Genomic DNA, 13114 nt, shown 5'->3' on the forward strand with positions numbered 1-13114 from the left:
GATAAAGGAATGTGACTGGAGTTCAGACGTGTGCTCTTCCGATCTGATCTGTGCCGTTTTCTCTTCGAGCAATCCCCATTGATCGAGTTGTTTGATAAATTGTCCGCTTGTTCCGGCATCGGCTTGGAACTGATTCATAAAATTCATCACACCCGTTAAAAATTCACTCGGTTTTCCCTCTTCGTCAAACAGTTTTCGATCGCTTTTGCTCTCTCCGGCACTTTTAGCACTGCTATCGAGTCCCAACGAGAGTTTATTGTCTTCGTGATTGACAAAGATAAAAGGGTAACGGCGAATTGATGCGGGAACATATCGGAGATTTTCCCATGTACCGTTCTCATCGACAAAAATGTTCTCTTTCTCTTTAAATCCGAGCATCGCCGATGCGCTCCAGTTTCCTTCCGCATCTTTTACAAAAAGGATAGGATAATCTTTACAACATTCGTAAAACTCCGCAATCGTGATAGGAGTACTAATCATCTCTTTTGCGTATGTGAAGTTATCGAATGCTTTGACAAAACTCTCTTTGTGCGTTAGTGTATGGATAAGTTCGATATTTTTATACATGGGTCTCCCTGTTTCAATATAACTATTTTTTCGATACGGCGATCAATACCTGTAGTTTATCCGCTTTAGTATCATTTTTGACATAAATAATGCATAACTTGTGCGATCTCTCTTTTTATTGCAACCAAAATATCCTCTTAGTTCGACGGTATGTAGCTGGAACACTTGCGAATAATCAGAAATCTCTGAAAATATGCTACTATTTTTTAGAGGATAATAGGTCAAACATGCTGAGCAAAGGAAGTGTGCAAAATTATGGATATACGGATATCGTCTTCGCAATATCAGTACTCTTCTTATACTTCTAATCAGGAAAAACCATCTACAGAATCTTCTTCCTCCGAAAAATCATCTTCTTCTCAAGCATTGATCTCAAAATTAGAAGCTACAGATACAAAAGTACGGGCTCACGAAGCGGCACATATAGCTGCAGGCGGCGGTGTAGTTAGCGGAGGTGCAAATTTTAGTTATACCAAAGGGCCGGACGGGAAAATGTACGCCACCGCCGGTGAAGTGCCTATCGATACATCCGAAGGAAAAACTCCGGAAGAAACTATCCAAAAAGCACGCCAAATCGCCGCAGCCGCAATGGCACCTTCCGATCCAAGCCCTCAAGATTATCGCGTCGCCGCATCAGCAGCCGTTATGGAAATGCGGGGGCATTTAGAAGAGAATAAAAAAATCCAAGAGACGATCAACGGACAAAAAGCCTATGGGTCCGTCGCACTATCGCAAACGGATCCATCATCGGCAGAAGCGTCTTCATAAATAGATCCTGCCGCACACATTCATAATATTCAGTGCATGGAATTTAATTTCTTCTCGAATCCGATCTCATTCAATCCGCCGATCTTCTTCTCTAGCAATCTTCCCTTGGGTGCGAAGAAGAGGATATTAGGTGTAGCGGTCACTTCATAATCGTTTTTAGCTTCTTCGTTCTGATCGAGATTAATGTAAAAAAATTGTGCTTTATCATTATATTTTGGATCTAATTTTTTCACGGATTCCATCGTAATTTTGCAAAACGGGCAGTGATCGGTGCCGAGTATCACAACAGAATATTTGGGAGAGTTTTTAACCATAAGTTTGACGTTATCATAAGAGGCGACTTGGATATCTGCCGCAAAAAGCGAGATTCCGTACAACAAACCGATCCATATTTTAAACATCTTATTGCTCCTCTATAGCCTAAATTTTTCTTCAAAACTATATCACATTATTCATCACATTTTCTTCTCATCGCCTCATGTACTCTTTATCGTACCGTTTCCAAACCCTGATCGATCCAACCCCAGTTAATCCCGCCGTCGAGTTCATAAACGTTTTTATATCCGAGTTGCGCACCCATCAACTCTCCGAGTGTTTTGGTTCTGTTCGCATGGGCACATACGAGGATAAAAGGCTGTTCGTTATTCGTCACCACTTTCGTAAAAGCTTCCATAAAGCTCTCAAGATCAAACTCTCCAAACTCATCGAAAAACGTGATCTTATGGCTCCCTTCGATGATGCCGTAGTATTCCCACTCCTCTGCCCTTCGTATGTCTATGATGGCATAGCCTTCTTCTTTTTTTTGCTTGAACTCTCGTGTAGAAAGAGATTTAAACGGCCCGAAATTCAACATGAGCATCCTTTCTGATATATCTTTTTGTCAACCTGCAAAAATCGTAAAAATCACTGAGCATCAAATAGCGGAATTCTATATCTTCAAATTGCTTTTTCATGACCGGTTCACCTTGCAAAAAGTATTTCACATCTTTTTGAAACTCTTTCGGATACTCCAGCTTTTCAGCCTGCAATGACGAGAAGCAATCGACAAAATCCGAGAAAAGCCGTACTATGATTGCATCTCGTTCGTGCGATCGATGTTCGAGGAAATCGGTAATTTCTTCAAATCGCTCACATATTCCTACCAAACATTGATGCACATAATGCTCCTCGACAATGACTATTTTAATCAATATACATAAAGTATTCTAATAGAAAAACCTACCTTTGGGCACGATTTATGCAGTTTGTCAAACATTATTCCAAGGAGGATTCTATGCTCTGCAAACTAAATCAGGTAATCGATTTTGTTCGTCAATACAAACTGCTTGACGATTTGGATGACGCTGCACTCACCGAAACGTTCAATATTTTCCCGCATTGTTGCTCATGGGACAAAGGATTGGGCTTTGCCGAACTGGACGATAGCCGTCTTGACCTTGCCGTAGATAAAATCATGGAAGTTCTAGATGAGTCATACGATCACAATTACACCGCACCGCAGATCAAAGAGATCGCAACTTCTTTTATGAAAGTTTTTGAAGCAGCCGGTGCACCCAAAAGTCCGGTACCTTTTGTAATCGTCATGTTAGCTCGAATTTAAAATCCGTCTCGAAATCATCATGACCCCATAAAAGAATGGTCTATGCATTGACTCTTTAACATACCTAATTTCACAACAAGGAATGACAATGGTTACAGTAAAACTGGAAAAAGAGTGCGCTTGTTTTAAGGATGCCAAAAATATCGAATCAACAAAAACCTTTGAAGATAAAGACGCAGCAATGCTGTATGCCAAAGGGTTGTGCAGAACGATCAACGAAGCGTTTTGCGGTAAACATTTTTTCCGTCCTACTGATACAAGCGACGACGAGGTGATGATCAAACTGATTGCGCGTTAAGCAAGCCCTTCGCCTTATTTAAAGGCTATACTATTACATTTTCGAAAACAGGATAATAGGGAATATGCTCATATTGACACAAGAGAATTATGATAAAACCGTTCAAGATAACGAGATAGTGGTTATCGATTTTTGGGCACAGTGGTGTGCTCCGTGCAAACAGTATGGATCGATATTTGAAAAAGTATCTGAAAAATACCCCGACATAACGTTTGCAAAACTGCATACGGAAGAGGAGACAAAGCTATCAGACTATTTCTTTGTCCAAAATCTTCCAACGACGGTGTTTATGAAAGAGAAGACGGTTGTTTTCAAAACACCGGGATTATTATCTGAAGAGGAACTGGTTGATCTGATCGAGCAGACAAAAGCGACCGATATGGACAAATTTCGTGCGGAAAGAGCAGCAAAAAAAGCAGCACGCAAGCGACAGCCATAAAGTAACTCTTGACAACTTAAAGCGGTGTAGAAGGAAAGTAGATGCCATTAAATCGACTGGAACGATATTTCAAGGATTACAGTTATATCAGAAAAGGCCATTACCCCGTAACAGATTTGATTGTCTGCGTGTACATGGGCGATGCATGGACTGAAGCAAACAAACCACAGCAAATTGCCATCAGCGAAGGGCTCCTCAGATCAATCGAAGCAAAACACTTCGAACTTGGGAGTGAAGATGTCGAACGTCTTTTTGAGCTCTATGATCTTCGGGGTAAAGCCGAACGTGGTGAGCTACCGGATGAAGTGACGCTGCAAACGGCGTTTACTAAGATCATCGAAGAGCATCACTTATCGTATCAACCTTCGTCTTAAAAAATATCTGCTCTTCGGAGAGGTCATTCCATAATACTGAGTTGTATGTAGTAATGATACAAGTTGGTATAACATCAAAAAGTGTGACAAGCTATGGTGTAACAAGATACCAAATCGTTTTTCTTCTCTTGGCTTGAAAGTTCATAATTTTAGGGAGTTTTTTGAGTATTATAAGTGGTACCAGTGGGCGGACTCGAATGGAGTTTAAACCGCCTTATACTGGCTAAATACTTACTTTTTCGATCTCAATAGCCGTCAAAAAATGCTTCGTTTTGGCACAATTTGGGCACATAATATTCTCAATATCATTCGTCGTCCTCATCGTCATAATCATCGTCACCATTACCTATATATGCATCATTATTCGGATTGTGAATATCTGCCCAATCGTCCATATTAGCATCGTTGTTTGGATTATTTATATTCGACCACATATCCAATTCTTCTTGTGTCATGCTGATTCTCTTTTCTGATACTCTGTTGATTTAATATTCAAATATTGAATATACTCATCAAAATTAGAACCCAAATCATGCAGTAACTCTTTTAAATGATATTGGCTGAATGTTTTTTTATTTGCATGCCGTTTCAGAGTAACTGTATTATTAAGTTGGTCTTTTAAAATCATATGAGTACCTCTCTGTCTGACTTTTTTAAAGCCAATAAAATTGGCATACTTCATTATTGCCCTTGTATTTGCCGCTATTTTCATGACAAATACTCTGTTTAATAATCTGAATCAGATAGTGGACCGAATTGATCAGGCATCGCATCATATAAACCAACTGCATTATAATATTTACCATTCACTATATATGCATCAGGATCTATGTCGGCATATTTTTCCGCAGCTAAATATGCTCTAAAATGAGCATCTATATATTCTGTTATTTTGGTTTCAACATCCATTTCTAAAAAACGATATTGATATTTTTTGCTGGACTCTTCTAACTCATTTCTTAGTTCATTTTGCACAATAGTATCAAGTTTGAAATGAATAAACTTAAATAAATAGCCGTTATCTTTATTTATTCGACCAAGCTGAATAGCATTTCTATTCTTTGGAGAATTAAAAAATTCAACCTTTTCTTCTTCTGTCAAAAGTTTGATACCAAATCTATGATCATCCAACGATATAACAGATTCATTTGTTATATTATTTGAAATGTGTATATATACAGTAGGAAGACTCTGCCAATATGAAAATTGCTTTCTAAAATCATTAAATGATTTAAAACCTTTATCTCTAGCAGCTTGATCCAGTGCGTCTTCATGCTTAAGTCCAAGCTTTTTTTTAAGCCTATTCGCTTCTTTTTTAAGATTGGATTCGGATGAATTCGAAAATGTCTTTATGACAGGCGTCATTTCAGTAAAACGTTTAAACAAATCATTAATCGATTCGACTTCGTGATTATTTTCGATTGTAGGGATTGTGGGATTTGTGAATTGTGACATGCATATTCCTTTTTATTGCTTTTTATATGCTTCCACTCATACAAACAAAAAAAAGACAATAATGCCAACACGACTTATACTATTGAAGATTCTAAACTTTCACGCTGTCCTGACGAACTTATTTAGTGGAAATAGCATGCGTAAAAATGCTATTTCTAATTTTATTGTGTTCTATCTTAAAGTTTTTTAAGTATGATCATTTCCCAATGGATTCCCCACTTATCTGATTAAATGCAAACGCCAAAGAAAAATACATTCGCGCGAAATAGGAGTTATCTGAGCTATCTGACTTATCTGACTGTTTTTAAAAATTGATGAAAATATTTTAAAAATTATAGAATCATACATACACATATCTCCTGCTGATACAATTAATGACATTAATCGTATCTTTATATGATACAATTAATCCATGCAAACGTATCAAACCTATATTTGGCAAAATAGTGATTGGCCACACTTTACTTATGATCCAACAAAGTTTCATGATATGATACAAGAGATTCGATATCAGCAGGGATTATTAGAAGGAGTCTGCAATGGGCTCACTACAGAACGTCTCCTTGAGATGCAAAGTGAAACATTAGCTCTCGATGCTGTAACGACTTCAGAAATCGAAGGTGAAGTACTTTCACGAGACTCGGTTCGTTCTTCCATCTTTAAAAAATTGGGCATTTCATACGAATCACAAGACCGTTCTACTGTTCAAACGGATGGATTAATCGATATTCTCCTTGACGCTTCAAGAAATACTGCAAAAACATTTGATGTAAATAGATTATATTCTTGGCACGCAGCATTGTTTCCTACCGGATATTCTGGAATGCATAAGATCAATGTCGCTTCGTACCGTGGTGATGACCCTATGCAAGTTGTATCAGGACATATTGGAAAAGAGAAAGTACACTATATCGCACCGCCGCGCAATATAGTCGAAGACGAGATGCAACGATTCTTTGATTTTATCAATATTCCAACGAATGAAAACGGATATGTGCGGGCTGCAATCGCTCATCTTTGGTTTGTTATTATCCATCCCATGGATGATGGAAATGGACGTATCGCACGAGCATTGTCCGATATGATGCTAAGTCGAGCTGAAAACAGTCCTATACGACTTTACTCAATGAGTTCAGCTATCAATGATTCTAAACGAAGTTATTATGATATTTTGGAGTTAACAACGACTGGAACAATAGATATTTCAGCTTGGATAGAATGGTTTTTACAAACAGTTTTAACCGCCCAAAAAAATGCTCATCTAACAATCGAAAAAGTTGTAGCAAAAGCACGATTCTGGCAGCTTCATATCCATAATGATCTTAACCCGCGTCAGAAAAAAGTACTTAACCGTCTTCTCGATGCAGGCAAAGAAGGTTTTGAGGGGGGAATGAACGCTCGTAAATACGCTTCACTATGTGATTGCAGCCGTGTTACCGCGAGCCGTGATTTGAGTGATCTATTGGATAAAGGATGTATCAAAAGCCGTGGAGCCGGTGGACGAAGCACCAGCTATGATGTTGAATGGGAAAGTACGAAGTAAACTCAATGGCGAATACTGATATCCTCTTCATCGATCTCGAAGTTGGTACCAATAGTCATAAAATTCATGCTGTCGGTGCATTGATAAAAGACGAACAATACAATGGCCAAAGTGTCAGTGCGATACGTGATCTCTATTTTAAATACACTCCAGAATTCATTTGTGGACACAATTTTATCAACCATGACAAGCGTTTTTTAGTCGAAACAACTTTTAATCCGATCTTTGAAACCGCTAAGATCATCGATACTTTTTTTGTGTCGATGCTGGTATATCCGGATAAGCTATCCCATAAACTCTCCAAACCCTATAAAACTGAAGCTCATATTCAAAATGACCCCTTCGGTGACTGCCTTTCAACCCAAAATCTACTTGAGGTCATGATTGAGCGATTCAACACCTTTGGACCTTCACTCAAAGCATTATTAGCTTCATTACTTGGTAAAAATGAATATTTTGAGGGATTTTTTTCCTACATCAATATAGAGCCCGAAAAAATCGATATTTATGACTTTTTTAAAGAACACTTGAAATGTTCAAAAGATCGATTTGAACAGCTCTTAGAAGAATACCCCGTAGAAATGGGAATATTGTTGGTTTATTTGATGACCAAAGAACGGACATCCCTTTCCTATGCTGTATTGCAAACATTTCCTCATACGGTACGATTGCTCAAAGAACTGCAATATGATCCCGCATCCATTAATTTAGATCGTTTTGCAAACGATGAATTCGGTATTAGTGGGTTCAGAGATTTTGAAGCCCGCGACAGCGGAACCGATTTGCTCAATCTCGATGCAGACAAAATCTCCCAGCGAGACATTATTGAAGCGGCATTAAACGGTGAATCATTGCTGGCCATTCTCCCGACTGGTGGAGGTAAGACATTTACGTTTCAAATGCCGGCTCTGATCAAAGCTCAGGCCTATAAAGCATTAACCGTCGTTATCTCACCGCTGCAAGCGTTGATGAAAAACCATGTTGAGAGTTTTCGAGAAAAGAATCAAAATTTCAAAGTGGCAGCCATCAGCGGCTATCTAAGTCCTATTGAGCGACTTAATGCCATCACAGAAGTAGAAAACGGAATCATCGATATCCTCTATCTCGCACCTGAAGCACTACGATCCAATTCGATATTTAATGCCCTCAAAAAACGGATTATTGAACGCTTTGTCATCGATGAAGCTCACTGTTTCTCCTCATGGGGACACGACTTCCGGCACGATTACAAATACATCGCCATGTTTATCAAAGACTTACAGGAGAGTTCCCCGTTTCAAGGGATTATCCCTGTTTCATGTTTAACTGCTACCGCAAAGCCTGAAGTCTTGGAGGATATTAAAAATTATTTTGAAGAACGACTTGGATTAAAGCTCAATGATTATCTTGCATCGGCAAAACGAACGAACCTCTATTACAAAGCGATCGAAGTTGCTGATGACAAAGATAAATACGAAACGCTCGTAAAAGAGATTTCCCGTATCGGTCGAAAACCCACTATTATCTATATTCCTCAAAATGCCCGAATGTGCCGGGAACTATCCGAAAAGCTGCTTCAAGACCCACGCATTACAGCCATGGGGCTGGAAATTGAACCGTTTTACTCCAAGATAGATAGTGAAATAGAAGAAGGAAAGCGACACGGCCGTAATAAATCCGAAATTCTCAATGATTTCATATCAGATGATATTGATATTGTAATCGCTACTACCGCATTTGGGATGGGGATCGACAAACCCAATATTCAAGCAGTAATCCACTATGAGACATCGGATTCACTGGAATCATATCTCCAAGAATCCGGACGCGGTGGCCGATCCGATTCGATTGATGCCGAATGTATCGTTCTATATGCCAACAGTGATTTTGATAAGCTATTTAATCAGCAAAACCGCTCGAAAATCGAATATGCCGAAATCAACCGTATTCTCAAAGAGATCAAGAAAGAAAAGCGCAATCCTGTCATTCTCTCCACGAAACAGCTTGCAGAAAAAGTTGGTATTGATACCGAAGATAGCTCCAAAGATTATGATGTCATGATCAAAACCGCTCTTTTGGAACTTGAAGAAGCCGGAATTATACAGCGTGGTCGAAACACGACAAAAATCTATGCAACTTCGATCAAGAAAGATGAAGATTCCAATACCATGGAGTATGTGCATAAAATACTCGATCCACATAAAGAGATATTGGATCTTTATGACGAGATGATTCGGATTATGGCAACAATCATCGGACGTAGTAAACTTGATCCTATCGAGGTAGATGACTTAGCCGATAACACAGGCGTGAATCGTAGCGATGTACATAGAGTATTATATAAACTAGCCGAATTCGATCTTATCGCTATGGAAAATGATGTAAGTGCTTACATTAGTCGCTCAGTACAAAAAGAGCTTGAATCGCATTTCGAATTTGAAAACAAACTCATCGATTTTTTCAAAGCACTCCCAGATTATCAACATGAATTTCATTTGCGCGATGTCAACGATATGCTCTCTGAAAAAACAAATCATATCCGTACCTCCAAAAAGATCATTCAAAGCTTCACGCACCTCTCATCACTGGCGAAAAAGAAGTTTAAAGTTAAATTTCACAAAGAGATTTGCAGAATCCTCCAAAAAGAAGATTTACCCAAAGTGATCGAATTGGTACAGGTTCGTCAAAAGGTCGCTCGTTCCGTCATCAATACGTTATTGGACAAGCACAAAAGCAGCAGCGATGAAGTCGAGTTTTCATCTACCGAGTTACAGCAAAGCGTTAATGAAGTCTCTAAAATCTCCCTAGAAGGGTTTCATCATACCCTTGTCTATCTCCATGACACCCTCAAAGAATTCAAACTACGCCGTGGACGTTTGATCTATTATCAAGCTTTTGCTTTGCAAAAAAACGACCGAATCGAAGAGCGAACACCGTATCAAAAGAACCGTGATTACAACAAAAGTCTCAAAGTTTATTACGAGCGCAAAACCGAAGCAATCCATATCCTCATGGCATTTTTCAAAAAGCTCTTACAAGAGGGTTGGGAGAGATGTGTTAAACTCATCGGTGATTATTTCTCGATGGATTACAACGCCTTTAAAAAGCTCTATAAATTTGATGAGAAGATGATCAAACTCCCTTTGACGGAAGAGCGCTATCGTCAAATCGTCAAAGATCTTAATGAAGAACAATCAAAAGTCTTCGACGATAAAACCAATCGCGCCATTATGGTTTTGGCAGGTCCCGGAAGTGGAAAAACCAAAACCTTGGTTCATAAAATTGCTTCTCTGATCACGTTAGAGAATCATAAACCCGATCATTTCTTGATGCTGACTCATGGCAGAGCTGCCGCTGCTGAATTTCGTAATCGTCTAGTCAAGTTAATTGGAGGATTGGCGTATGAAGTCGATATCATGACATTTCATGCTTATGCCTTGCAGCTCATCGGTAAACGAGTGTCTGAGCAAAATCGCCTCGATCAGGCGATTGAACTAGCAACACAAGGAATCGAACGAGGCGAGATCGAAATCCCTTTTAAAACGATGCTAATTCTTGATGAATATCAAGATGTCAGTCTCAAGACTTACCGTTTCATTACGACACTGTTTAAAAAGATGGAAGCTAACAAACGGATCATAGCGGTCGGAGATGATGATCAATGTATCAATAATTTCGATGGAGATGATCGTGCCGAAGTCGCATTTATGAAAGCGTTCGAGTATGAGTTCAATGACGGTGTCGCAATCGAGGAAGAAGATGAAAACTCCGGAAACTTTGCTCGATATTCACTCCTTAACAACTACCGCAGTAAGTCCAATATTGTCACCTTTGCCAATACCTTTGCCAAAACTATCCCTAATCGGCTAAAACTTGATGATTTGGTAGCAAATGATACAGATGACGGGTATATTCAGATCATAAACTATCCATTGAATACATCAATGATACCGAATGTTGCCGATCTCGTTGAAAAAGATCCTTCAGACAATATCGCTATTCTCTGCAAAACGAATCAAGCGGTTCTAACGATGTTCTCTATCCTCAAAGCCAAGGGGATCAACGTCAAATACCTGACCGCAAAAGATGGTTTTAGATTAGGCCAGTTAGTAGAATTACATGACTTTTTAGAGGCTTGGAAACAATCAACGTTTGAAGAAGCATCGAAATGGATGGATGAACGTTACAAGGACTCTAGTAATCTCTCATTGGCACAAAAGGTCATCGAACGATTTGTGAATGAAACGAATACCGAAAATAGCTCATCCGAATACCTTATAACGGCATTTGAAGAATATCTTTATGATATCGAATTTGAGGAATTTGAATCAACTAAAGCTAAAGTAATCGTCTCTACAATGCACAAAGCCAAGGGAAAAGAGTTTGACAGTGTCTATGTGATGGTGGAGAATAACTTTATTCAAGACGACTATCAACGCCGTCTCCTTTACGTAGCAATCACACGTGCAAAAGAAAACCTCTACATTCATACCCAAGATCCATGTTTCAAGCCACTTGAATCATTAACAAACAATGTTTCTATGATCCATCAGCTACAAATAGAGCCAAGTAGTATTATTTTTACAATGGGATTGGGTGACCTCGCATTAGGCAGTGAAGCAGCAGCAAAAGGGATTCATTTAACAAATCCTATCGTCGGTGAAACGGTTATGATCGAAAAGCAGACCAATGAAGATGGAACTATATGGTTCAAACTCACTAAAAACGGTCGTACAATAGGTGTACTTTCAAAACCTGAGAATGGTAAAGATCGCCTTAGTACAAAAATTCTACAAAAAGAAGCACAGGGATATCGACTCAGTCCACAAGCTGAAATCGAATATATAGTAGCCCGAAGAGATGCTATAAATCAAATAACTAATCTACATGTTCTATGTAATATTGGTATGTATCATCCCTGATACATGATTTATCCAATTAATTTGAATCATCCTCCATCATGTCCCAAAAATCGTTATCGAGTTTTTTGATTTCTATGATCTGCTCCGTCTGCATCCCTAAAGAGTAGTCATACATATATCTCGCCAACTGCTCACCGTCGATCAAAACTAATGTAGTGCCATTATTTAGTTTACTGGCATATTCAACAGCATTTTTATTGAAACTCGATGTTGTGATAAAAACACCTTTATTTGATTGAGCAACGGCCAATGCGCCTACAAATTTATTTAAATCTTCTCGGCCTATTTTATTATCTCGGCTATATCGTTTAGCTTGGATGTAGATTCGACCAAATCCCAATACATCTTCTTTGATAATACCGTCAATACCTTCATCATTGGATTGCTTGGTAACTAAACCAGAATCATGCACTTCTCCGCCATACCCCATTTTTTGAAGTAACATTACAACCAGTTTTTCGAATTCTCGTGGCGTTTTACTGATGATCGTATCCAAAATGTCGTTGTAGACTTTATTTTTGATTTTTTCAAATGAAACTTCAATAGTCTCCGAAGGTGTCAATTCCTCAGCGGAATCAAAATCAAACGGCATTTGTATCGATGTTGACCGTTGTTCAACTTTATCGCTATTTCTTTTTTGAATTTGTTCAGCAATATAGTCATTAATTGTATTAGGAGTATTTAGAAGCTGTTTCCCCTGCTCTGTGATCTGATATAGTCCCCGCTTTGGTTTACTGACCAATCCGGCCATACTCATATAACTCAATGCCCATGATACACGATCATAAAAGACAGGACCATTCCCAGACTGATACATTTCGGAAAGTTCATCATGAGATAGTTGAAATTCCTGAGCCAATGGAGCTTCGAACTCTTTGAGTTTTAAAGTACCCTTTGCATTTAAAAGTTTTAAAGCCGGGATACGAATATCATCATGTTTTGGAATTGACATTTATCACCTCTTTTCTATGGAAGTTGATTTAAAACATTTATTATTACGGCTGCAAATTCAGGAAACTTCATTTTGTTATCACCATCGATATTAGATTTATTTTGATAATAACTGAATAATTGATCTTTTTCTTCTGTTGCGAAAATTATAGGTGTAATTCCATCTGCCTCATAAAATACACCTGTAATTTTAGCTTTTCTATAATCTTTTAACACTT

At 38.6% G+C, this 13114-nt stretch carries 15 protein-coding genes; 7 read left to right on the forward strand and 8 right to left on the reverse strand.

Annotated features, from left to right (window positions below):
• Positions 1–822 precede the first annotated feature (822 nt).
• A complete protein-coding gene (locus Q0389_RS08375; RefSeq protein ID WP_298693454.1) occupies positions 823–1335 on the forward strand; it encodes a putative metalloprotease CJM1_0395 family protein in 513 nt (170 codons plus the stop codon).
• Positions 1336–1364: 29 nt separating this feature from the next.
• On the opposite strand, the gene Q0389_RS08380 is transcribed toward Q0389_RS08375, so the two are convergent.
• From Q0389_RS08380 to Q0389_RS08390, 3 genes are all read right to left on the reverse strand, one after another.
• Positions 1365–1736, reverse strand: coding sequence for a thioredoxin family protein (locus tag Q0389_RS08380; RefSeq protein WP_298693455.1), 372 nt, complete (start codon positions 1734–1736; stop codon positions 1365–1367).
• 86 nt (positions 1737–1822) lie between these two features.
• On the reverse strand, positions 1823–2188 hold the full coding sequence (locus tag Q0389_RS08385; RefSeq protein WP_298693456.1) for a rhodanese-like domain-containing protein: 366 nt from the start codon (positions 2186–2188) through the stop codon (positions 1823–1825).
• Positions 2166–2492, reverse strand: a complete 327-nt coding sequence (locus tag Q0389_RS08390; protein WP_298693457.1) for a hypothetical protein — start codon at positions 2490–2492, stop codon at positions 2166–2168. The genes Q0389_RS08385 and Q0389_RS08390 overlap by 23 nt, the downstream gene beginning before the upstream one ends.
• Before the next feature lie 116 nt (positions 2493–2608).
• Between Q0389_RS08390 and Q0389_RS08395 the strand changes: the two genes are divergently transcribed.
• The 4 genes from Q0389_RS08395 (at position 2609) to Q0389_RS08410 (ending at position 4046) form a co-directional block, all read left to right on the forward strand.
• Complete coding sequence (locus tag Q0389_RS08395) at positions 2609–2935, forward strand: hypothetical protein (RefSeq protein ID WP_298693458.1); 327 nt, start codon at positions 2609–2611, stop codon at positions 2933–2935.
• Between the two features lie 88 nt (positions 2936–3023).
• Positions 3024–3233, forward strand: coding sequence for a hypothetical protein (locus Q0389_RS08400; protein ID WP_298693460.1), 210 nt, complete (start codon positions 3024–3026; stop codon positions 3231–3233).
• Between the two features lie 64 nt (positions 3234–3297).
• Complete coding sequence (locus Q0389_RS08405) at positions 3298–3672, forward strand: thioredoxin family protein (RefSeq protein WP_298693461.1); 375 nt, start codon at positions 3298–3300, stop codon at positions 3670–3672.
• 41 nt (positions 3673–3713) lie between these two features.
• Positions 3714–4046 (forward strand): hypothetical protein, encoded by a 333-nt coding sequence (locus tag Q0389_RS08410; RefSeq protein ID WP_298693462.1) that lies wholly within the window; start codon positions 3714–3716, stop codon positions 4044–4046.
• Between the two features lie 305 nt (positions 4047–4351).
• Here Q0389_RS08410 and Q0389_RS08415 read toward each other — a convergent pair whose 3' ends face one another.
• The 3 genes from Q0389_RS08415 to Q0389_RS08425 are packed head-to-tail and all read right to left on the reverse strand — an operon-like array spanning position 4352 to position 5501.
• The gene (locus tag Q0389_RS08415; RefSeq protein ID WP_298693463.1) at positions 4352–4501 is read right to left on the reverse strand and encodes a hypothetical protein; all 150 of its coding nucleotides are present in this window, start codon (positions 4499–4501) and stop codon (positions 4352–4354) included.
• Entirely contained in the window at positions 4498–4758 is a 261-nt protein-coding gene (locus Q0389_RS08420; protein WP_298693464.1) for a type II toxin-antitoxin system HicA family toxin, read from the reverse strand. The genes Q0389_RS08415 and Q0389_RS08420 overlap by 4 nt, the downstream gene beginning before the upstream one ends.
• Before the next feature lie 14 nt (positions 4759–4772).
• Positions 4773–5501: a hypothetical protein gene (locus tag Q0389_RS08425; protein ID WP_298693465.1), complete on the reverse strand. Its 729-nt coding sequence runs from the start codon at positions 5499–5501 to the stop codon at positions 4773–4775.
• 412 nt (positions 5502–5913) lie between these two features.
• Between Q0389_RS08425 and Q0389_RS08430 the strand changes: the two genes are divergently transcribed.
• Both Q0389_RS08430 and Q0389_RS08435 read left to right on the forward strand, forming a co-directional pair.
• Positions 5914–7044: a Fic family protein gene (locus Q0389_RS08430; RefSeq protein WP_298693466.1), complete on the forward strand. Its 1131-nt coding sequence runs from the start codon at positions 5914–5916 to the stop codon at positions 7042–7044.
• Between the two features lie 5 nt (positions 7045–7049).
• Positions 7050–11945, forward strand: coding sequence for a RecQ family ATP-dependent DNA helicase (locus tag Q0389_RS08435; protein ID WP_298693468.1), 4896 nt, complete (start codon positions 7050–7052; stop codon positions 11943–11945).
• A gap of 16 nt (positions 11946–11961) precedes the next feature.
• Here the strand turns inward: Q0389_RS08435 and Q0389_RS08440 are convergent, their stop codons facing one another.
• A complete protein-coding gene (locus Q0389_RS08440; RefSeq protein ID WP_298693470.1) occupies positions 11962–12897 on the reverse strand; it encodes a restriction endonuclease in 936 nt (311 codons plus the stop codon).
• 14 nt (positions 12898–12911) lie between these two features.
• The coding region (locus Q0389_RS08445) for a hypothetical protein (protein ID WP_298693471.1) at positions 12912–13114 on the reverse strand (203 nt) is incomplete at its 5' end.

The organism is uncultured Sulfuricurvum sp. (assembly GCF_937936435.1).
Taxonomy (GTDB): domain Bacteria; phylum Campylobacterota; class Campylobacteria; order Campylobacterales; family Sulfurimonadaceae; genus Sulfuricurvum.

What these genes read in the sequence shown, in the direction of transcription:
- Q0389_RS08415 (WP_298693463.1), bottom strand. Translation starts at nt 4,501, where the DNA reads ATGACACAAGAAGAATTGGATATGTGGTCGAATATAAATAATCCAAAC.
- Q0389_RS08385 (WP_298693456.1), bottom strand. Translation starts at nt 2,188, where the DNA reads ATGTTGAATTTCGGGCCGTTTAAATCTCTTTCTACACGAGAGTTCAAG.
- Q0389_RS08400 (WP_298693460.1), top strand. Translation starts at nt 3,024, where the DNA reads ATGGTTACAGTAAAACTGGAAAAAGAGTGCGCTTGTTTTAAGGATGCC.
- Q0389_RS08375 (WP_298693454.1), top strand. Translation starts at nt 823, where the DNA reads ATGGATATACGGATATCGTCTTCGCAATATCAGTACTCTTCTTATACT.
- Q0389_RS08435 (WP_298693468.1), top strand. Translation starts at nt 7,050, where the DNA reads ATGGCGAATACTGATATCCTCTTCATCGATCTCGAAGTTGGTACCAAT.
- Q0389_RS08405 (WP_298693461.1), top strand. Translation starts at nt 3,298, where the DNA reads ATGCTCATATTGACACAAGAGAATTATGATAAAACCGTTCAAGATAAC.
- Q0389_RS08380 (WP_298693455.1), bottom strand. Translation starts at nt 1,736, where the DNA reads ATGTTTAAAATATGGATCGGTTTGTTGTACGGAATCTCGCTTTTTGCG.
- Q0389_RS08395 (WP_298693458.1), top strand. Translation starts at nt 2,609, where the DNA reads ATGCTCTGCAAACTAAATCAGGTAATCGATTTTGTTCGTCAATACAAA.
- Q0389_RS08430 (WP_298693466.1), top strand. Translation starts at nt 5,914, where the DNA reads ATGCAAACGTATCAAACCTATATTTGGCAAAATAGTGATTGGCCACAC.
- Q0389_RS08440 (WP_298693470.1), bottom strand. Translation starts at nt 12,897, where the DNA reads ATGTCAATTCCAAAACATGATGATATTCGTATCCCGGCTTTAAAACTT.
- Q0389_RS08425 (WP_298693465.1), bottom strand. Translation starts at nt 5,501, where the DNA reads ATGTCACAATTCACAAATCCCACAATCCCTACAATCGAAAATAATCAC.
- Q0389_RS08410 (WP_298693462.1), top strand. Translation starts at nt 3,714, where the DNA reads ATGCCATTAAATCGACTGGAACGATATTTCAAGGATTACAGTTATATC.
- Q0389_RS08420 (WP_298693464.1), bottom strand. Translation starts at nt 4,758, where the DNA reads ATGAAAATAGCGGCAAATACAAGGGCAATAATGAAGTATGCCAATTTT.